The organism is Mycobacterium dioxanotrophicus (assembly GCF_002157835.1).
Lineage (GTDB): Bacteria > Actinomycetota > Actinomycetes > Mycobacteriales > Mycobacteriaceae > Mycobacterium > Mycobacterium dioxanotrophicus.
This window is the reverse complement of the sequence record NZ_CP020809.1, coordinates 2407926-2427659: the sequence shown is the minus strand read 5'-3', so window position 1 is coordinate 2427659 and position 19734 is coordinate 2407926. Positions and strand designations below refer to the sequence as shown.

17 protein-coding genes are annotated in these 19734 nt (G+C 67.3%); 5 read left to right on the top strand and 12 right to left on the bottom strand.

Translation table 11 applies throughout. The features are described from left to right. Positions 1-33 precede the first annotated feature (33 nt). Positions 34-1719 (bottom strand): cation:proton antiporter, encoded by a 1686-nt coding sequence (locus BTO20_RS11775; protein WP_087076024.1) that lies wholly within the window; start codon positions 1717-1719, stop codon positions 34-36. A gap of 37 nt (positions 1720-1756) precedes the next feature. After that, a complete protein-coding gene (locus BTO20_RS11770) occupies positions 1757-2551 on the bottom strand; it encodes an Fpg/Nei family DNA glycosylase (protein WP_087076022.1) in 795 nt (264 codons plus the stop codon). 96 nt (positions 2552-2647) lie between these two features. Here BTO20_RS11770 and BTO20_RS11765 point away from each other — a divergent pair, with 96 nt between their 5' ends. Further along, a complete protein-coding gene (locus BTO20_RS11765) occupies positions 2648-3211 on the top strand; it encodes a hypothetical protein (protein WP_157680202.1) in 564 nt (187 codons plus the stop codon). On the opposite strand, the gene BTO20_RS11760 is transcribed toward BTO20_RS11765, so the two are convergent. The 4 genes from BTO20_RS11760 to BTO20_RS11745 all read right to left on the bottom strand — a co-directional run bounded on the left by BTO20_RS11760 (position 3198) and on the right by BTO20_RS11745 (position 6662). After that, positions 3198-4157 (bottom strand): isopenicillin N synthase family dioxygenase, encoded by a 960-nt coding sequence (locus tag BTO20_RS11760; RefSeq protein ID WP_087076019.1) that lies wholly within the window; start codon positions 4155-4157, stop codon positions 3198-3200. The genes BTO20_RS11765 and BTO20_RS11760 overlap by 14 nt on opposite strands. Then, positions 4154-4594: a nucleoside deaminase gene (locus BTO20_RS11755; protein ID WP_083159408.1), complete on the bottom strand. Its 441-nt coding sequence runs from the start codon at positions 4592-4594 to the stop codon at positions 4154-4156. The genes BTO20_RS11760 and BTO20_RS11755 overlap by 4 nt, the downstream gene beginning before the upstream one ends. Next, a complete protein-coding gene (locus BTO20_RS11750) occupies positions 4591-5985 on the bottom strand; it encodes a purine-cytosine permease family protein (RefSeq protein ID WP_087076017.1) in 1395 nt (464 codons plus the stop codon). Before BTO20_RS11750 ends, BTO20_RS11755 begins: the two co-directional genes overlap by 4 nt. Before the next feature lie 68 nt (positions 5986-6053). After that, complete coding sequence (locus BTO20_RS11745; RefSeq protein ID WP_029372930.1) at positions 6054-6662, bottom strand: mycothiol-dependent nitroreductase Rv2466c family protein; 609 nt, start codon at positions 6660-6662, stop codon at positions 6054-6056. Positions 6663-6919: 257 nt separating this feature from the next. Here BTO20_RS11745 and BTO20_RS11740 point away from each other — a divergent pair, with 257 nt between their 5' ends. Together BTO20_RS11740 and pepN are read left to right on the top strand one after the other, a co-directional pair. Then, entirely contained in the window at positions 6920-7312 is a 393-nt protein-coding gene (locus BTO20_RS11740; protein WP_087076015.1) for a DUF732 domain-containing protein, read from the top strand. A gap of 38 nt (positions 7313-7350) precedes the next feature. Beyond that, positions 7351-9936 (top strand): aminopeptidase N, encoded by a 2586-nt coding sequence (gene pepN, locus BTO20_RS11735; RefSeq protein WP_087076013.1) that lies wholly within the window; start codon positions 7351-7353, stop codon positions 9934-9936. Positions 9937-10157: 221 nt separating this feature from the next. On the opposite strand, the gene BTO20_RS11730 is transcribed toward pepN, so the two are convergent. The 3 genes from BTO20_RS11730 to BTO20_RS11720 are packed head-to-tail and all read right to left on the bottom strand — an operon-like array spanning position 10158 to position 11557. Then, positions 10158-10640, bottom strand: coding sequence for a DUF5130 domain-containing protein (locus tag BTO20_RS11730; protein ID WP_083159401.1), 483 nt, complete (start codon positions 10638-10640; stop codon positions 10158-10160). Then, the gene (gene ctaJ / locus BTO20_RS11725) at positions 10627-10860 is read right to left on the bottom strand and encodes an aa3-type cytochrome oxidase subunit CtaJ (protein WP_029372926.1); all 234 of its coding nucleotides are present in this window, start codon (positions 10858-10860) and stop codon (positions 10627-10629) included. The genes BTO20_RS11730 and ctaJ overlap by 14 nt, the downstream gene beginning before the upstream one ends. Before the next feature lie 52 nt (positions 10861-10912). Then, a complete protein-coding gene (locus BTO20_RS11720) occupies positions 10913-11557 on the bottom strand; it encodes an HNH endonuclease (protein ID WP_083159399.1) in 645 nt (214 codons plus the stop codon). A 202-nt stretch (positions 11558-11759) separates the two neighbouring features. Here BTO20_RS11720 and BTO20_RS11715 point away from each other — a divergent pair, with 202 nt between their 5' ends. Further along, on the top strand, positions 11760-12164 hold the full coding sequence (locus BTO20_RS11715) for a globin (RefSeq protein WP_198344350.1): 405 nt from the start codon (positions 11760-11762) through the stop codon (positions 12162-12164). Further along, positions 12164-13702 carry a glycoside hydrolase family 13 protein gene (locus BTO20_RS11710; RefSeq protein ID WP_087076011.1) on the top strand — a complete coding sequence of 513 codons (1539 nt, stop codon included), beginning with the start codon at positions 12164-12166 and terminating at the stop codon, positions 13700-13702. Before BTO20_RS11715 ends, BTO20_RS11710 begins: the two co-directional genes overlap by 1 nt. A 74-nt stretch (positions 13703-13776) precedes the next feature. Here BTO20_RS11710 and BTO20_RS11705 read toward each other — a convergent pair whose 3' ends face one another. The 3 genes from BTO20_RS11705 to BTO20_RS11695 are packed head-to-tail and all read right to left on the bottom strand — an operon-like array spanning position 13777 to position 19630. Next, a complete protein-coding gene (locus tag BTO20_RS11705; protein WP_087076009.1) occupies positions 13777-14439 on the bottom strand; it encodes a hypothetical protein in 663 nt (220 codons plus the stop codon). Continuing rightward, a complete protein-coding gene (locus BTO20_RS11700) occupies positions 14436-14849 on the bottom strand; it encodes an acyl-CoA thioesterase (RefSeq protein ID WP_157680201.1) in 414 nt (137 codons plus the stop codon). Before BTO20_RS11700 ends, BTO20_RS11705 begins: the two co-directional genes overlap by 4 nt. Beyond that, positions 14846-19630 carry an NAD-glutamate dehydrogenase gene (locus BTO20_RS11695; protein WP_087081975.1) on the bottom strand — a complete coding sequence of 1595 codons (4785 nt, stop codon included), beginning with the start codon at positions 19628-19630 and terminating at the stop codon, positions 14846-14848. Before BTO20_RS11695 ends, BTO20_RS11700 begins: the two co-directional genes overlap by 4 nt. Positions 19631-19734: the final 104 nt, after the last annotated feature.

Below are 19734 nucleotides of genomic sequence, written 5' to 3'. Positions count from 1 at the left end.
GGTTCGGGGACTTTCGCGACTGCTCGCCAATAGTCAGAACCGGCTGTCGAGCCGCGCCGAAACGCCGGCCTCCTGCAGGTCGAGCCGCTCGAGCATGGCCCGCACCGCCTCGTCTTCGATTCCGCCCGCGTCCCGCTCGGCGATCAGCGCCTGCCGCTGAGCCGCCAGCACATCGCGGTACAGCGCCGAGAACACCTCCGACCGCCTGGTGTGGGCCTCGGGGTCGGGCATTTCGTCGGCATCCTGTGAATGCCGCGCGATGATGCCGCGGATCTCGGTCAGCACCCTCGGGTTCATCCCCGGCGGTGCCTCGAAGTTCGCCAGCACTTCCTCGGCCGCGTCGTGCACCAACCGCTCAGCCTTGAGTTCCTCGGCCCGGTCGACCTCGTGGTCGTCGCAGAACCGCGACAGATGCAGCCGCCGGATCAGCAGCGGCAGCGACCAACCCTGGATCAACAGGGTGCCGACGCTGACGACGAAGGCGATGGCCTGAATGGTGGCCCGCTCGGGGAACGGTTCACCGGTGATCGTCGTCGCCGGGATCGCCGCGGCCGCAGCCAAGGTGACCACCCCGCGCATGCCGGTCCACGAGACCACCACGCTCTCACGCCAGGACAGCGGCCTGCGGTCCACCCGTGAGCGCCACTTGCCCATCGGCTTACGGCGCACCTTCGTGCCCAGCGCCCCGCGGCCACCACGCTCGGGCACCGGCACGCTCAGCCGGCTCTCGACATGCCGGAACAGTTTGTTGCGGCCGAACATCACGAACACCGACAGCGGCCGGATCACCAGGACGATCAGCAGCACGATCGCCGACGCGACGGCCACCTCCATCAGCGATTCATGCGCGTCGTTCAGATGCTCCAGCACGAACCGCAGATGCAGACCGATGTAGGCGAAGACGAACGCCTCCAACAGCACGTCCACCGAGTTCCACACATAGCGTTCCTGCAAGCGGGTCTGATATCCGGCGCCCAGCGAGCCGTGGCCCACGACGAAGCCGGCGACGACGACCGCCAGCACACCCGAGGCATGCAGTTCCTCGGCAGCGATGTACGCCGCGAACGGCACCACCAGCCCCTGAACGGTCTCCAGCCCCGGATTCGCGAGCCGCCGCCGGATCCACAGCGTGACGTAGCCCAGCAGTGCCCCCACCAGTGGCCCCACCAGGGCGCTGAAGATGAACAGCAGGAAAGGATCCTCGATGAAGGTATGGGTGCCCGCGACCTGGGCCACCGCGATGCTGAACAGTGTCAGCGCCGCAGCATCGTTGATGAGGCTCTCCCCGGTCAGGATCGCCATCACCCGCTTCGGCAGGCCGAGTTTGCGGCCCACTGCGACCGCGGTGACCGCGTCCGGAGGCGCCACGATCGCACCGAGGATCAACGCCAGGCCGAAAGTCAGCGGCACCAGCACCAGCCAGGCCGACACCGCGGCCACCGTGAACGCGGTCACCACCACCAACCCGACCCCGAGACCCAGGATCGGCCGGATGTTGCGCAGGAACGTCGGGAACGAAAATCCCAGCGCCGCCGAATACAGCAGCGGCGGCAGCACCACCGTCAGCAGGATGTGCGAATCCAGTTCGGGCGGCTCGAAATCCGGAAAGAAGGACACCGCGATGCCGACGACCACGATGATCAGGGCGGGTTCCAATCCGCGCCGGTGGGCAATGGCTGTGACGACAATGGCTCCGACGACGACGAGGATCAATTCCACTCGTCAATTGTCCCGTGCCGAATGCGATCCCGCCGCACTACCTCTGGCAGGCCGGGCACCAGAACAGGTTGCGCCCCTCCAATTCGGCCGTGCGCACCGAGGTTCCGCACACCCGGCATGCGTCGCCCGCCCGCCGGTACACGTAGGTGCGGGGCCGGCCGGGTCCGTAGGACGGGGCGCCGTGGTCATGCTCGGGCCGCACCACGACGATCTTGCCGCGCCGCACGCCGACCTTCATCAGCGCCACCAGATCGGTCCACATGTCGGCGAATTCGTCCTGGCCGAGGTGAACGCCGAGCCGGTAGGGGTCCATGCGATGACGGAACAACAGCTCGCTGCGGTACACGTTGCCGACCCCGGCGATCACCGACTGATCCATCAGCAACGCGCCGATCGATCTGCGCGACTTGGCAATCCGCTTCCAGGCGACTTCGGGATCGGCGTCGCCGCGCAGCGGGTCGGGGCCGAGTTTGGCGACGACGTCGGCGATCTCGGGTTCGCCGATCACTTCACACACGGTCGGACCGCGCAAGTCGGTGCCGTACTCGGCGCCGACCATGCGCATGCGGACCTGACCCACCGGCAACGGCAACGGCACGGCCGCTTCGGTGAACGTGCCGTACAAGCCCAGATGGATGTGGACGACGCGACCGCCGTCGTAGTGATGGAACAGATGCTTGCCCCAGGCATCGGATTTGCGCAGCACCCGCCCGCTCACGTCGGCCGCACCGTCGACGAACCTGCCCTGCGGGCTCGACACCACGACGGGGCTGCGGCCGAACCGGCGTTGATGCAGCCGGGCCAGCCGGTGCAGAGTGTGGCCTTCAGGCATGGCTCGGGCGGGACGGCTCGGGACCGAGGTTGACACACATGCCGGTAACCCTAACGAGTGCGGCGTGCCCGTTTGCCGATGGCGCAAGATGGCGGCATGCAGATCGACGTCGACCAGATCTACCCGTACCTGGTTCCCGACGACTATCCCGACGCGCCGTCGAGCGGCGCGCAGGCACAGCGTCGAGTCGGCCACGGTCTGTCGCTGGCGCTGGTCACGCCGACCGGTCCCCCCGATGCCCAGATCCTGGCCGCGGTGGGCGCCGCGCAGCTCGCGGCCGCCCGGATCGATCTGCCGACGGCATATGCCCACGCGGACCGGGCGTTGTCCCAGGCCCTGTCGGCCGGACGGATCGCGATGGAGTTCTTCGAGCGCGGACCCGCCGGGGCACCGACGGTGGTGATGAGCGGAAGCTGGCTGGCCGCAACCACACTGGTGGCCTCAGGGCTTCACGAGCGCATGGCTCGGCTCGTCGGCGACGACATCGTCGCCGCCGTGCCGCACCGGGACCTGCTGTTCGTGTTCGGCGCTGAGGCCTGCGCAGGCATGGTCGAGGTCATCGAAGCCGAATACCGCACCGCCCGAAAGCCGTTGACCACCGCGCTCTTCACCCTCAGTCGCGACGGTCCGGCGCCCAGGCCGTCGCTCAGCCGACCGTGATGGCGTCGAGGCGCTCCTTGATGAAGTCCGACGATGTGACGGGAGTCAGCCCAGCGACCCGCCCGATCGGCGGATCCAGCGGCGTCACCAGCGCGTCATGGTTGGCCTCGTAGAAGTAGATCAGCGACACCAGATCCTCTTCGGGGGCGTGCGGTTGCGGTGGCAGCACCCGGTGGCGGCCGGACGGCCAGCGCTTGCCACTCCAGTACTCCAGCAGATCCCCGATGTTGACCGTCAGCGCACCGGGTTCCCACGGCGCGTCCTCCCAGCCTTCTGCCTCCGAATACACCTGCAGCCCACCTGCTCCCGGCTCGCGGTCCAGCACGGTGACGGTGCCGAAATCGGTGTGCGGGCCGATGCGGAACTGACCCGGCTCCGGCTCGCCCACCACGCTCACCGGCGGGTAGTGGTTGATGTTCATGGTCCAGGTCGGTCGGTCGGCCAGCGTCGCAAAGGGATTCGCCGGCAGTCCGAGTGCGTGGGCGAACAGCGCGAGCAGATCGTCGGACAGCTTGCGCATCGCCGCGGTGTATTCACTGACCAGCGGCTGCAGTGCCGGCACCTCGGCCGGCCAGACGTTGGGCGCGAACCAGATCCGGTCCACCTCCGGGTCGCCGGTTGCCGTCTCGGCACCCAGGCTGTAGCTCTCCTTGAGGTCCGGCGGGGTCTCGGTGCCCTCGGCGTAGCCGTTGGCTTCGGCGCCGGGGCCGATCCAGCCGTGGCCGCCGACCGGTACCGAATAGCGCTGCTTGACCTCATCTGGCAGAGCGAAGAACTCGCGGCTGGCCGCACGCACCCGCGCCGCCAGATCGGGATCGACGCCGTGGCCGGTGATGACGATGAAGCCGGCCCGCTGCAGGCCCTCGTCGACCTCGGCGGCCACCGCGTCGGCGTCGGCCCCACCGCGGTACCACCGCGAAATATCCACTGTCGCAATGGCGCTCATTCGCCGATATCCTCCGCCCACAGCTCCGGCCGGTCGGCGATGAAGTCCTCCATCATCGCCACACAGCGCTTGTCATCCAGCAGCGTAACGGCAACCCCATGTTCAGACAGCCAATCGTGGCCACCCGAGAAGGTACGAGCCTCCCCGATCACCACGGCACCGATGTTGAACTGCCGCACCAGCCCGCTGCAGTACCAGCACGGCGAGAGCGTGGTGACCATGATCGTCGAGCGGTAGCCGCGCTGACGGCCCGCGGCGCGGAAGGCGTCGGTTTCGGCGTGAATCGACGGATCGTCGTTCTGCACCCGCCGGTTGTGTCCGGCGCCCAGCAGCTCGCCGGTGTCCCGGAACAGGGCCGCCCCGATCGGTATACCGCCCTCGGCCAAGCCTTTACGCGCCTGCTCGACCGCGACGTCGAGCATCTGTTCGGGGGTCATGCCGCCACCCTTTCTGTTGCGAGCTTGGACCGGCACAACACGAGGTAGCAGCCGCCCGCGATGAGGAATCCGACGAAGAAAGTGATGTCACCGAGTTGGGGCACCGCCCGGGCCACGTAGCCGACGAAGTTCGTCTGATTGCAGAACAGCGCCACCGACACCACCAATCCGATCAGGAACGACAACAGGCCCGGCCAGTTACTGTAGGTCCGGTCGTAGAGGAAGTGCGCCACCGGCTGGTCGCCCCGCAGATACTGGTCGGCGAACACCACGCCGAGCCACGGCCCGATCCAGTAAGCGATGATCAGCAGGAACGCCTCGTAGCTCGCGGCCGCGTCGGCCAACGCCCACCATGCGATGAGGAATCCGACCACCCCGAAGAACACCGTCGCCGCCGCTCGCGCGACGTGATGCGGCAGCTTGACCCCGATGGTCACGAAAGCCATTGCGCCCGAATAGATGTTGATGGCATTGGCGGCGATGGCGCCGATCGCGATGGCCAGCAGCGTGAGGTTGGCCAGCAACGGTGCCAGCTCGGCGGTGAAGGCCGCTGTCGGGTTGTCGGAGACGGCCGGCCCGATCGTCACCGACGCCGCACCGACGACCTGCAGCACCAGGCAGGACACGAACAGCCCCGCGGCTGCGAAGAATCCTGTCCGTGCGGTGGCGTCCGACTTGGGCAGGTAGCGGGTGTAATCGGCTGCGTAGGGAGCCCAGCCGGCGACATATCCGAACGCGGTGCCGACGGTCAGCAGAAAGCCACCGGTCCCGCCCACCCCGCCGGCCACCGCCGGGGCGCCGAAGTCGGCCTTGCTCAAGATCACCACCGAAGTGACCGCGAAGATCACCGCCAGCACCGGGAAGGCCCACCGCTCGAAGGCCTGTACGAGGTTGTGTCCGAACACCGCGAGCGCCGTCTGCACCACGACGACGAACACCAGGGCCAGCACCGGCGCCACCCCGACCAGAGTCGACAACGCGAACGCGCCGCTGACGCTGTTGGTCGCGAACCAGCCGATGCCCGCGGTCACCGTCATCAGCAGCGACGGCACCGCATTGCCCCGGAACCCGAAGGCCAGCCGGCCCAACACCATCTGCGGCACACCGTGGCGCGGTCCGCGTTTGGACAGGAAGTAGTGCGCGAGCGCTCCGAGCCCGGTCCCGACGGCCATGCCCGCCAGCGTCTGCCAGAAGGTCATGCCATAGACGGAGACTGCGAGCACGCCGAGGAAGATGGTGGCGAATTCCAGGTTCGGCGACGTCCAGGTCCAAAACAGCTGGCTGGGCTTTCCGTGTCGGTCGGCCTCGGCGATGAACTCGTTGCCCCCGGGTTCGATGGCCGCGATGCGATCCCGATAAGAACCGTCGGTACTGGGCTCAGCCGCTGTCATGCGTTACACCGTGGCGTGAACCGTGGTGTAACGCAAGCGGAATGAGAATATTCGGCGGGCAGTACCGCTCAGTCGAATTGCGGCGCCTCGGTGCGGCTGCGCTTGAGTTCCCAGAAATGCGGATACGACGCGAACGTCACCGAGGCGTCCCAAAGCTTGCCTGCTTCTTCGCCACGCGGGATCTTCGAGAGCACCGGGCCGAAGAACGCCACGCCGTTGACGTGGATGGTCGGGGTGCCGACGTCGTCACCAACGGCGTCCATGCCCTCGTGATGGCTCTTGCGCAGCGCCTCGTCGTACTTGTCGGTGGTGGCCGCCTCGGCCAGTTCGGCGGGCAGCCCCACCTCTTCGAGCGACTCCTTGATGACGGCGTCGAAGTCCTTGTTGTCCTGGTTATGGATCCGGGTTCCCATCGCGGTGTAGAGCGGGGCGAGGATCTCCTGGCCCTTGAGCTGCTCGGCGGCGATGGCGACCCGCACCGGGCCCCAGGCCTTCTTCATGAGCTCGACGTAGTTCTCGGGAAGGTCGCGGCCTTCGTTGAGCACCGCCAGGCTCATCACATGGAACTGCACGTCGATGTCGCGGACCTTCTGTACCTCCAGGATCCAGCGCGAGGTGATCCAGCACCATGGGCACAGCGGGTCGAACCAGAATCCTGCAACGTCTTTCTGAGTCATCAATGCGTCCTCTCGATGGTCTGGGCCACAGCCCCGTTCAGCACAACTGCGCGCCCACATAGAGTGTTCCCCGAGTCGGTGGTAACCATCTCACCGCGTGTTCCGATAAGCATGTCGACGTCACGGAAGTGGCACAGGAAACGCATAGTGTGCAGATTTTTATCGAACCGTGTTGTTCCTGTGACCCTGGTGAACCACTGTTTCCCAAGTGAGTGGGGCGCTGCAAGTGTCCTACGTGACAGCTGAGGAGCTGAATTATGGCCGCACGTGCCCTCCTGACGACCATGGGCGTCGTCGCCGCTGCCGGCCTTGCGCTGGCCGTGCCCGCCCAGGCCGACACGAACGACTCGTTCCTGAACGCCCTGTCCAACGCCGGTATCGGCTACAACGACCCGGGTTCGACCGTTCAGCTCGGGCAGCAGGTGTGCCCGATGCTCGTCGAACCCGGAAAGAACTTCGCGTCGGTGGCGTCCCAGATGCGGGGCAACAACGGCATGTCCCCCGAGATGGCGTCGTTCTTCACCGGCATTGCCATCCAGATGTACTGCCCGCAGATGATGTCGTCGATCACTGACGGCTCCATCCTGAACAACCTGGGCGGCCTGAACGCACTGAGCGGGATCGCCGGCTTCCCCGGCTTCGGGCAGTAGCCCGGGACTCTCACGCGGCCAGCCGTTAGGTTGGACGCGTGGCTCTTCCGAATCTCACCCGCGACCAGGCCGTCGAGCGCGCCGCCCTGGTCACCGTCGGCAACTACCGCATCGAGCTCGACCTCACCGACGGTGAGGGCCGGCCCGGCGACCGCACCTTCCGGTCCACCACGACGGTGGAGTTCGATGCGCTTGCCGGCGCCGACACCTACATCGACATCGCCGCCGAGGCGATCCGCAGCGCGACCCTCAACGGCGTCCCGCTCGACACGTCCACCTACGACGAATCCACCGGCATCGCCCTGCCGGGCCTGGCCGCACACAACGTGCTCGTCGTCGACGCGGACTGCCTGTACTCCAATACCGGTGAAGGGCTGCACCGCTTCGTCGACCCGGTCGACGACGAGGTGTACCTGTACTCCCAGTTCGAAACCGCCGACGCCAAGCGGATGTTCGCGTGCTTCGATCAGCCGGATCTCAAGGCGACCTTCGACATCCAGGTCACCGCGCCGTCGCACTGGGAGGTGATCTCCAACGGAGCACCGGTTTCCGCCGAAACCTCCGGCGGCGCAACGGTTCACGTCTTCGCCACCACGCCGAAGATGAGCACCTATCTCGCGGCGCTCATCGCCGGGCCCTACGCGGTGTGGCGTGACGAGTACTCCGACGACCACGGCACGATCCCGCTGGGCTTGTTCTGCCGCAAGTCGCTGTCGCAGTTCATGGATGCCGAGCGGCTGTTCACCGAGACCAAGCAGGGATTCGGCTTCTACCACAAGAACTTCGGCACGCCGTACGTGTTCGGCAAGTACGACCAGCTGTTCGTCCCGGAATTCAACGCGGGCGCGATGGAGAACGCCGGCGCGGTGACCTTCTTGGAGGACTACGTCTTCCGCTCCAAGGTCACCCGGTATTCCTACGAACGCCGCGCGGAGACCGTCCTGCACGAGATGGCCCACATGTGGTTCGGTGACCTGGTCACCATGCAGTGGTGGGATGACCTGTGGCTCAACGAATCCTTCGCGACGTTCGCGTCGGTGCTGTGCCAGGCCGAGGCCACCGAATACACCGCGGCATGGACGACGTTCGCCAACGTCGAGAAGTCGTGGGCCTACCGGCAGGACCAGCTGCCGTCGACCCATCCCGTGGCCGCGGACATCCCCGACCTGGCGGCCGTCGAGGTCAACTTCGACGGCATCACCTACGCCAAGGGCGCTTCGGTGCTCAAGCAGCTGGTCGCCTACGTCGGGCTCGAACACTTCCTGGCCGGTCTGCGGGACTACTTCCGCGACCACGCATTCGCCAACGCCACCTTCGGAGATCTGCTGGGCGCGCTGGAGAAGTCGTCGGGGCGGGACCTGTCCGGCTGGGGCCGGCAGTGGCTGCGGACAACGGGGCTGAACACGCTGCGCGCCGATTTCGATGTCGACGAGTCGGGCGCATTCACCCGCTTCGCCGTCACCCAGTCCGGTGCTGCGCCGGGCGCAGGCGAGACCCGAGTGCACCGCCTGGCCATCGGCATCTACGACGACGGTGGCTCCGGCAGGCTGACGCGCGTGCATCGCGTGGAACTCGACGTCGACGGCCCGGTCACCGAAGTGCCCGAGCTGATCGGGATTTCACGCGGCCAGCTGATCCTGGTCAACGACGACGATCTGACCTACTGCTCGCTGCGGCTGGATCCGGTGTCCCTGCGGACCGTGCTGTCCCGGATCGCCGACATCGCCGATTCGCTGCCCCGGACGCTGGCCTGGTCGGCAGCGTGGGAAATGACCCGCGAGGCCGAGCTGCGGGCCCGCGACTTCGTGGCCCTGGTGATGAGCGGGCTGCACGCCGAATCCGAAGTCGGCGTGGCACAGCGGCTGCTGCTGCAGGCCCAGACCGCGCTCAGTTCCTACGCCGACCCCACCTGGGCCCACGAAATCGGATGGCCGGCATTCGGCGATGCGCTGCTCGATCTGGCGCGGGACTCCGCCCCGGGTTCTGATCATCAGCTGGCCTTCGTCAACGCGCTGTGCTCATCGGTGCTGGCCCCCAATCACGTCGCCGTCCTCTCGACGCTGCTCGACAACGAACCGGCCGCGGTCAACATGGCCGGTCTGGTGATCGACACCGATCTGCGGTGGCGGATCGTCACCGCGCTGGCCCGCTCCGGGCATCTCGACGCCGACGGCCCCGAAACGCCGTTCATCGACGCCGAGGCTCAGAACGACCCGACTGCCGCCGGCAAGCGCCACGCCGCCGCGGCGTCGGCCGCCCGGCCACAGGACGTCGTGAAGACGGCCGCGTGGGAAGAGGTCATCGAAGACGACGCCCTGGCCAACATCACCACCCGCGCGATCGTCGGTGGATTCGTGCAACCGGGCCAGGAAGAGTTGCTCACGCCGTTCACCACGCGCTACTTCGCGGCGATCTCCGGAGTGTGGGAGCGCCGGACGAGCGAGGTCGCGCAGACCGTCGTCATCGGCCTGTACCCGTCGTGGGACATCAGCCAGAACGGGTTGGATGCGGCGGACACGTTCCTGTCCGACCCCGAGGTGCCGCCTGCGCTGCGCCGCCTGGTTCTGGAAGGCCGTGCCGGGGTGGAGCGCTCACTGCGCGCCCGCGCCTTCGACGTCAGCTGAGTCCTTTGCACCTTTTGCACCGCGAGCGTGCGTGTCTGCCGGCCGACACACCGTCACTGGCCGGCAGTCTCCGCACGCTCGCGGTGTGTGGGCTGACCTGAAAAGCAGAAATCCCGGTATCGAAACCGTGGTCTCGATACCGGGATCTACGCACGAGTGTGCGCGTAATGCTGATCGTCAGCGGCGTGTCGGGCAACAGACACGCACGCTCGCGGTGCAGGTCAGGCGGGGGCAACGCCGGCGGACAGCACGCGCACCGCGCTGATCAGCCCGTCGATCAGGTTGCCTTCCTTGAACGAGGCGGCAGCCGCAGAGACACCCAAGGGGGCGGCCTCTTCGATGCCACGGCCCTTCACGTCGGCTCCGTAGACGACCTCGATCGCGTGCTGGTCGGGCGATACCGCCAACAGCACCGCGTTGTTCGGGGTCGGCACCTTGGCCAGGATCTCGCGGGCCGTGGCGGCGGTGTCGGCACCGAGCCCACCGATGTAGACCGCGAAGCGGGCCTTGGCGGCGCGCGATCCGTACTTCAGCGCGTCGTCGAGGACCACGAGATCCATCGTCGGGAACGGGTAGTGCACCGACAGCTCGCCGGGCTCGGTGACGCCGGAGATCCGTCCGCTGGACGTGATGGCGTAGCCGTACGGCAGGTCGAGTTCAGTTGACGAGGTAGTCGCGACAGTCGCGACCTCACCACTTGCCACTTGCGCCCCCTCCAATGGTGACTCCATGCGAATCGTGGCCGCCGTGCCCATGGTCGGCAGGCTCGGCAGCTGCCCACAGGATCGGCTCGTGGGTCCACGAGTCCGACATCTTGTAGGTGGCCGGGTGCGGTCCCCTGCGGGTCAGGAAGATCAGCGCCAGGATCACGAACAACAACAGCGGAACCCCTCCGAGGAGGGAATGGGTAAGTGCTGTGCTCACGGCCAAACCGTATCAGCCGCGCGCACCCGACGCGCCGACAGTTAACACTCCGCTACGCCGCGCCCTCGCCCAGGTAGCGAACCCAGGCCGGATCGAGCTCCTTGATGGTCGACAACAGCCGCCAATGCTGGCCTTTCGGCGGCATCGGCACCGTGCGCAGCGACCAGCCGAGCTCGGCCAACAGCTTGTCGGCCTTGCGGTGATTGCATGCCGCACAGGCAGCCACACAGTTCTCCCACGAGTGCTCGCCGCCACGGCTGCGGGGCACCACGTGGTCGACGGTGTCCGCCCGGCCCCCGCAGTAGGCACAGCGGAAGCGGTCGCGGTGCATCAGCGCAGCCCGGGTCATCGGAATGCGCGCGCGGTACGGCACCCGCACGAACGTCCGCAGCCGGATCACCGACGGCACGACGATGGTGCGGGTCGCGGAGTGGATCACCGGCCCGGCCGGGTCGTCGTGCACGACGTCGGCCTTGCCGCACATCAGCATGATCACCGCCCGGCGCAGCGGCAGCGCGGTCAGCGGTTCGTAGGTCGAGTTGAGCAGCAGAACCCTGCGGCGACCCCACACCGAGGCGTCGGGGCTGGCCGGGGCCAGTGTCTCGACACTGTGCAGCGGCCGATTTGGCGCGTGAGGCCCCGAAGGGCCGGATATGTGACCGGTCCGTCGTGAGTGGCCTTTTTTGCTGTGCGCCATAGAGCCTCCGAGCACACAGTCCACCACGGATCGGGTGCAATAGCACGACAAATTTGAGTGAGTTCACTGGTCGGGTTGGTGAACAGCGCATGACAATGCCGTTAGACCAGCTAAGTGCCGGTCGTCTGACCTGGGCTCATTCGAGCGTCACGGACACCCAGGTCGTCGGCCCGCCGCCGGTGCACGGCGGTTGGTCTGCACAATGGAGGGCGTGACGCAGGCTCAACAAACCTTCTACGACGAGGTCGGTGGCCACGACACCTTCCAAGCCATCGTGTCGCGGTTCTATCAACTGGTCCGCGACGACGAGATCCTGCTGCCGCTGTACCCCGAGGACGACATCAATGGGGCCGAGGAGCGGCTGCGGATGTTCCTCGAGCAGTACTGGGGCGGCCCCAGGACGTACTCCGACCTGCGCGGACACCCGAGGCTGCGGATGCGGCACGCACCCTTCCGCATCGGCCTGCTGGAACGCGACGCGTGGCTGCGGTGCATGCACACCGCGGTGGCGTCGATCGACTCGGCAACGCTGGACGACCCACATCGCAAGGCGTTGCTGGATTACCTGGACATGGCCGCAGACGCGATGGTCAACTCGGCGTTCTGATGGCCACGTGGTGGGAGCACGCGGTGTTCTACCAGGTCTACCCGCGCTCGTTTCGCGACAGCAACGGTGACGGGGTCGGCGACCTCGACGGGGTGACCGCGGGCCTGGACTATCTGAGCTCCCTGGGCGTCGACGCGCTGTGGCTCAACCCCGTGATGGTCTCGCCGATGGCCGACCACGGCTACGACGTCGCCGACCCACGCGATGTGGACCCCCTCTTCGGCGACCTCGAGGCGCTCGACCGGCTGCTGGACGCGGCGCACGCACGCGGTATCCGGATCACGATGGATCTGGTGCCCAACCACACCAGCTCTGCGCATCCGTGGTTCGTCGAGGCGCTGGCCAATCCGGCCCGCCGGGACCGCTACATCTTCCGCGACGGCGGCGGCCCCGACGGATCGCTGCCCCCCAACAACTGGATCTCGATATTCGGCGGCCCGGCCTGGACCCGCGTCACCGAACCCGACGGCACGCCCGGGCAGTGGTACCTGCACCTGTTCGACGCGGCGCAGCCCGATCTGAATTGGGACAACCCCGAGGTGTTCGACGATCTGGAGAAGACGCTGCGGTTCTGGCTGGACCGCGGGGTCGACGGCTTCCGCATCGACGTGGCGCACGGCATGGCCAAACCGCCGGGCCTGCCCGACATGTCGGTCGTCGACACCGCCGTGCTGCGCAACAGTGACGACGACCCGCGGTTCGACAACGACAGCGTCCACGACATCCACCGGTTCATCCGGACCGTGTTCGACGACTATCCCGACGCGGTGGCGGTCGGAGAAGTGTGGGTGCGAGGCAACGAGCAGTTCGCCAAGTACCTGCGCCCCGACGAGCTTCACCTGGGCTTCAATTTCCGCCTGGTACAAGCGGATTACGACGCCGACGAGATCCGCGACGCGATCGACAACGCGTTGGCCGCGGCCGCACTGGCCGGTGCCACGCCGACCTGGACGCTGTCCAACCACGATGTCGAGCGCGAGGTCACCCGTTACGGCGGCGGCGCCCGCGGGCTGGCCCGGGCCCGGGCCATGGCGCTGGTGATGCTGGCCCTTCCGGGTGCGGTGTTCATCTACAACGGTGAGGAACTCGGCCTGCCCAACGTCGAGCTGCCCGATGCGGTGTTGCAGGATCCCGTGTGGGAACGCTCCGGTCACACCGAACGCGGACGCGACGGCTGCCGCGTGCCGATGCCGTGGCAGGGCTCCGAGCCGCCGTTCGGCTTCTCCGGCAATCCCGATACGTGGCTGCCCATCCCGGCCGATTGGGCCACGCTCACGGTCGACCGTCAAGAGCCCGACCCCGATTCCACGCTGACGTTCTATCGGCGGGCAGTGCAATTGCGCGGCAGCCGAAGCGAATTCGGCGGCAACGGCATCGACTGGCTCGACGGGCTGACGTTCCGCCGACCCGGCGGGCTGGTGTGTGTGCTCAACGCCGGCGCCACTGCCCTACCGCTGCCTGCCGGTGAGGTGCTGCTCGCCAGTGGACCGCTCGGCGACGGCACAGTGCCCCCGGACACCGCGGTCTGGCTGGTCTAGTCCTGCCGCGAGCAGACATGAAAGTCCGCGACACGCCGCGGTTTCGGTACCGCCGTGACTGCTCGCGGGATGGTCTAGCCCAGCACCAACGCGGGGGCGCCGCGCCTGCGGTACACCGAGCCGAACCGGGCATCGATCCGCAGCCACGCGGCGTGCGCGCGGACCCGCACCATTTCCCCGGCACTGACCGACTCGCCCGACGCCGGCAGGAAACCCATTGCTGTCAAAGCGAATACGCAGCGCATCGGGATGCCGACAGTCAGCTCGTCGGAGCTGACCACCACCACCTCCTGATCGAGCAGCGACGTCGGCGGACCGTGCGCACCACCATGTTCCTTCGCCAGCGTCGTCCCCTGCTCCGCGAGATCGAGCATCACCCGTGCCGGAACATCGTCGACGTGCACGAAACCGGTGTCCGGCGGCAGTCCCCCACGCCAGGCCGAATCCATGGGCATCCCGGTGTCGACGTAGCCACCGTGCGACACCGAGAGCCCGGCACGCAGCGCGTCGGCGCCCGCGGACAGATCACCGGGGCGCAGCCGGGCGGAGAGCACCCGGCTGGCCAGGACATCGAATCCCGTTGCGACCCAGGCCACTACCTGCTCACCGTCACCACCCCTGACGCGCAGCCGCACCACCGCCGCGTCGTCGAGTCGCAGCGCCCGGTCGACGAACGTCACGAGGTCGTCGCGTTGGTGCGCATCGTCGACCCATAGCCCGCGTTCCGGACCGGTCATCGCAGATAGCGCTCCAGATACGCCCGCTGGTCAGGCGAAAGCCGTTGCAGCCGTTGCTCTTCGATATGGACGGCAGCCAGCTGTGTCTCGGCGATGACCGACGGCTTGCAGTCGGGGTCGGCGTGCACGGGCCGCACCTCATAACCCACGGTGAAGTCCACCGCACGTACCCGCTTGGACCACATCGTGACCTGCAGCGGCGAATCCACCAACCGCAGCTGTCCCTTGTAGACGATGTTGACCTCGGCGATCAGCAGACCGATGGTGGTGATCTCGGCGCCGAACGGCTCACGCAGGAACGGGATCCGTGCCTCTTCGAGAATGGTCACCATGGTGGCGTGATTGATGTGCTGGTACATGTCGATATCCGACCAGCGCACATGCACCGGCGTCGTAAAGCCTGATGTCACCCGGTTGTTCCCGTCCCACTCGTCCTCGTCATGCTGCGGATCTGGCGGGCCGCCACCGACAGCGTCGCCAGGTCCTGCAGCTCTCCCTGATAGATCTCGGCCAGTGTGCGGCGGGCACGGGCGACCCGGGAGCTGTTGGTCAGCTCCCACTCGGCGATCTTCTGTTCACCGGTCTCGTCCGGCTCGCCGACCGCCATCACATCGAAGCACAACGCCCGCACCGACCCGTAGATGTCATCGCGAATGGCCAACCGCGCCAACGAATGCCACCGGTCGTCGCGTCCCAGCATCGACACGGCCGTGAGCAGCCCGTCGGCGCCAAGGTGATCCATCAACGCGAAGTAGGCATCGGCCACCTCGACCGGGTCCCGCTCGATGATGTCGGCGATGTCGATCACGTCGAGCAGGCTGTACTGGTACAGCCCGGTGGCCACCAAATAGGCCAGCTCTGGGGAGACTCCGTGCGAGACGAGCTCGCCGGCCTCCTGGTTGACGATGGCCTTGTCGGCGCCGCGCAGCCACTCCCCGATGCGCGGCGTCAGCGTGGCGACCTTGTCGGCGAACCGGTTGATCTCGGCGCCGACGGCCAGAGGCTGGGGCCGGTAGTTCAGCAGCCATCTGCCCGCGCGGTCGACCAGCCGGCGCAGATCCAGTGTCATCCGGTCGGTCACCGCGACAGCGACGCCCTGCTCACCGGCCGCGCGGATCTGGCGCCAGACATCGCCGATCCGGAAGATCGCGTTGGTGGCCACGTAGCTGCGTGCCGCGTCCACCGGCCCGACCCCGACGTCCTCGGTGATGCGGTAGGCGTAGCTGATGCCGCTGGTGTCGACCAGATCGTTGACCAGCATGGTGGTGATGATCTCGCGGCGCAGCTGATGCGATCGGATCTCGCTGTGGAACTCGTCGCGCAACCTGGCCGGGAAGTACCGCGGCAGCCGGGAGGCGAACACCTCCTGGTCGGGCAGGTCGCTGGCCAGTACGTCCTCTTTGAGAGCCAGCTTGACGTGTGCCATCAGCGTGGCCAATTCCGGTGAGGTGAGGCCGATTCCGGCTTCCGTGCGACGCCGGATCTCCTTCTCCGACGGCAGTGCCTCCAGCTCACGGTTGAGCCCACGATCGGCCACGAAGTCCTTGATCATGCGGGCGTGCACCGAGAGCATGCTCGCCGAGTTGGCCCGGCTGGTGCCCATCAGATCGTTCTGGTCGCGGTTGTCGGTCAGCACCAGTTCGCCGACCTCGTCGGTCATCGACAACAGCAGGCCGGTGCGCTCCTGGGGGCTGACCCGGCCCGCGGTGACCAGCGAGTCGATCAGGATCTTGATGTTGACCTCGTGGTCCGAGCAGTCCACCCCGGCGGAGTTGTCCAGCGCGTCGGTGTTGATCCGGCCACCGGCCAGATCGAACTCGATACGGCCCAGCGAAGTCACGCCGAGGTTGCCGCCCTCGCCGATCACCTTGGCCCGCACCTGGTTTCCGCAGACCCGGATCATGTCATTGGCCCGGTCGCCGACGTCGGCGTCGGCTTCGGTCTCAGCCTTGACGTAGGTGCCGATGCCACCGTTCCACAGCAGGTCCACCGGGGCCTTCAGGATGGCCTTCATCAACGCCGGCGGGGTCAGCTCGTCGACGTCGCCCTCGATGCCCAGCGCGGCGCGCACCTGCGCACTGATCGGGATCGCCTTCTGATCGCGGCTGTACACGCCGCCGCCCTCGCTGATCAGCGACTTGTCGTAGTCGTCCCAGCTCGACCGCGGCAGCTGGAACATCCTGCTGCGCTCCGCCCAGGACGTCGCGGCATCGGGGTTGGGGTCGAGGAAGATGTGCCGGTGGTCGAACGCGGCGACCAACCGAATGTGTTGGGACAGCAGCATTCCGTTGCCGAACACGTCGCCGCTCATGTCCCCGACACCGACCACCGTGAAGTCTTGCGTCTGGGTGTCGACGCCCATCTCCCGGAAGTGCCGCTTGACCGATTCCCAGGCGCCCTTGGCAGTGATGCCCATCGCCTTGTGGTCGTAACCGATGGAGCCGCCGGACGCGAACGCGTCACCCAGCCAGAAGCCGTACGACTTGGCGACCTCGTTGGCGATGTCGGAGAACGTCGCGGTGCCCTTGTCGGCAGCCACCACCAGGTAGGCGTCCTCACCGTCGCGGCGCACGACGTCGGGCGGGGTCACGACGGCACCGGTCGCCTTGTCGACGTTGTCGGTGACGTCGAGCAGACCGGAGATGAAGAGCTGGTAGCACGCCACGCCTTCAGCCCGCGTCGCGTCGCGGTCGACCGCCGGGTCGCCGGTGGGTTCCGGGGGATGCTTGACGACGAAGCCGCCTTTGGCCCCGACCGGCACGATGACGGCGTTCTTGACCGCCTGCGCCTTGACCAGACCGAGGATCTCGGTGCGGAAGTCCTCCCGGCGATCCGACCAACGCAGCCCACCGCGGGCCACGAACCCGAACCGCAGATGCACACCCTCGACGCGCGGCGAGTACACGAAGATCTCGAATTTCGGCCGAGGCAACGGCAACTCGTTGATCAGCCCGGGGTTGAGCTTCATCGCCACCACGCCGCGCTGACGCGCCGAATCCGGCCGCTGCACATAGTAGTTGGTGCGCAGCGTGGCCTGGATCAGGCTGGCGAACGCGCGAAGCACCCGGTCGGTGTCGAGGCTGACCAGGGCATCGATGTCGGCAGCCACTGCCGCGGCCGCGCTTTGGGCGTCGCGGGGTGCCGCGGCGTCGCGTTCGGTGCCGGGCGGAGTGAACAGGGCCTCGAACAGCTCGACGAGTGATCGCGCGGTGTGCGGGTTGTCGTTGAGCACCGATTCGATGTGGTTCTGGCTGTAGGGGAAGCCGGCCTGCCGCAGGTATTTCGCGTACGCCCGCAGGATCACCACCTGCTGCCAGGTCAGCCCGGCGCGCAGCACCAGCTGGTTGAACCGGTCGATCTCGGCATTGCCCTGCCAGATGGCGGTCACCGCGTCGGCGAAGCGCTGAGCGGTGGCGGCCTGGGCTTCGGCGTCGGGCGCGTCGGGCATGTTGCGCTGCCGCGAGACCTTGAACTGGTAGATCCAGACCGGCAAACCGTCCGCGCGGGTGACGGTGTACGGCCGTTCCTCGAGCACGACGACGCCCATGGACTGCAGCATCGGCAGCAGCTCGCTCAACGACGCCGAATGCCCGCCGAGGTACCAGGTCAGCTGGGCGATGCGGTCGGCGCCTTCGCTGAACACCAGCTTGACCGAATTGTCCTGCAGCTCTTCGATGATCGCGATGTCGGTGATGGCGTCGGCCGGTGTGACCGCCTGCTTGTAGTCCTGCGGGAAGGCGGTGGCGTAGTGCTCGACAGCGGCAGGGTTGAGGCCCTTGGCCGAACCGATCAGCCGGTCACCCCAGTTCCGGGTGGCCTCGGTCAGCAGATTCTGGATCCGCGACTCGTTCTCGATCGAGGTGTCGACCCGGTGCGCACGTTCACCGTCGGGCAGTCTTACGGTGAAATGGACTACCGCCCAAGGGGATTCACTGACACGCGCGGAGTAGTCGATGCTCACGCCACCGAGCTCGCGGACCAGGATGTCCTGCATCTCCAGGCGTACCGCGGTGGTGTAGCGATCACGCGGCAGGTACACCAGGCACGAGACGAAATGGGCCAGTTGATCGGCACGCAGAAACAGCAGGGTGCGCCGCCGGGAGCCCAGATCGACCACGGCCATGGCCATTTCGAGGAGCTCTTTGGAGCTCAATGCGAACAGCTCCGGCCGCGGAATGGTCTGGATGATGTCACGCAGCAGCTGCCCCGGATGGCTGGGGTCGCGGTGGGCCATCGCCAAGGCTTCCTCGGCGCGCCGCGAGACCAGCGGGATCTCAAGCACATTGGCGTTCATCGCCGCGATGGTGAACAGCCCCACGAAGCGGTGTTCGATCGCACCGGCAGGGCTGCCGCTTTCGCGGACCACCACCAGGTACGGATAGGCGCCGTAGCGCAGGTAGCTCGGGATGGTCGCCTGGGCCAGCACCAGCAGATCGTCGGGATTGGTCAGCGGCGGCAGGACATCCTGCCGCAGCCGCAGCACACCCAGCCGGCTCGCCGGGTCGACCACGGCCTGGCCGTCACCCACCGCACACTGCTGGTAGCCCAGGAGCACGAAGTGTCCGTCGGCCAGCCAGCGCAGCAACGCCGCCACGTCCTTACGATCGGCGTTGGGGAAATGTCCCTCGACGTCGGTGGCCAGGTCGTTGGCCAGACCGTGCAGCGCGGCGGCCATGGCACCGGTGTCCAGGCCGACCTGGCGGGCATCGGCCAGGATTCCCGGCACCAGGCGCGTGGCCTCGGTGAGGGCGCCGCCGTCCGCCGCGCCGGTCACGGGAATGAGGATCCAGCATTCGTCGACGCCGTCTCCGGGCACCGCGTCGGCCACCGGCCTGATGTCCTGCAGCTGCCCGTCGGCATCCCGACGGACGCGGAACACCGGGTTCATGATGGCGCTGTAGGCGACGCCGAGACGGTGCAGCAGCACCGTCACCGAATCGACCAGCATCGGTGCCTGATCGGTGACGATCTGCAGAGCGGGCCCGGTCTCGGCGTCGCCGGGGTAGACCGCGACGTTGGTCTCACCGGGTGCGCGCCGGGCGCCCAACTTGTAGTGGGCCGCCACGGCGCCATCCGACACGAGCCGTTCGGGCACGCTGATGGCGATCGGCCCGGTCGTGATGGCGCCCGGCGCGTCGGCCTGCGGCCCCCGATAGGTGGACAGCAGAGCTACTGCAAGGCGTTGGGTGATGTCGGGCGTTGGCTCCGGACCTCCTGGGACGCTGTTGGTCTGGTGTCCCTGAGATTGCGGCCATGCCGTCATACCGAATACTCCTGACTCACGCCCACACACCG

Bases quoted from the DNA above. Each gene is read 5' to 3' on its own strand.
- BTO20_RS11770 (WP_087076022.1), bottom strand. From the start codon at position 2,551: ATGCCTGAAGGCCACACTCTGCACCGGCTGGCCCGGCTGCATCAACGC.
- BTO20_RS11765 (WP_157680202.1), top strand. From the start codon at position 2,648: ATGCAGATCGACGTCGACCAGATCTACCCGTACCTGGTTCCCGACGAC.
- BTO20_RS11760 (WP_087076019.1), bottom strand. From the start codon at position 4,157: ATGAGCGCCATTGCGACAGTGGATATTTCGCGGTGGTACCGCGGTGGG.
- BTO20_RS11755 (WP_083159408.1), bottom strand. From the start codon at position 4,594: ATGACCCCCGAACAGATGCTCGACGTCGCGGTCGAGCAGGCGCGTAAA.
- BTO20_RS11750 (WP_087076017.1), bottom strand. From the start codon at position 5,985: ATGACAGCGGCTGAGCCCAGTACCGACGGTTCTTATCGGGATCGCATC.
- BTO20_RS11745 (WP_029372930.1), bottom strand. From the start codon at position 6,662: ATGACTCAGAAAGACGTTGCAGGATTCTGGTTCGACCCGCTGTGCCCA.
- BTO20_RS11740 (WP_087076015.1), top strand. From the start codon at position 6,920: ATGGCCGCACGTGCCCTCCTGACGACCATGGGCGTCGTCGCCGCTGCC.
- BTO20_RS11720 (WP_083159399.1), bottom strand. From the start codon at position 11,557: ATGGCGCACAGCAAAAAAGGCCACTCACGACGGACCGGTCACATATCC.
- BTO20_RS11715 (WP_198344350.1), top strand. From the start codon at position 11,760: ATGGAGGGCGTGACGCAGGCTCAACAAACCTTCTACGACGAGGTCGGT.
- BTO20_RS11710 (WP_087076011.1), top strand. From the start codon at position 12,164: ATGGCCACGTGGTGGGAGCACGCGGTGTTCTACCAGGTCTACCCGCGC.
- BTO20_RS11705 (WP_087076009.1), bottom strand. From the start codon at position 14,439: ATGACCGGTCCGGAACGCGGGCTATGGGTCGACGATGCGCACCAACGC.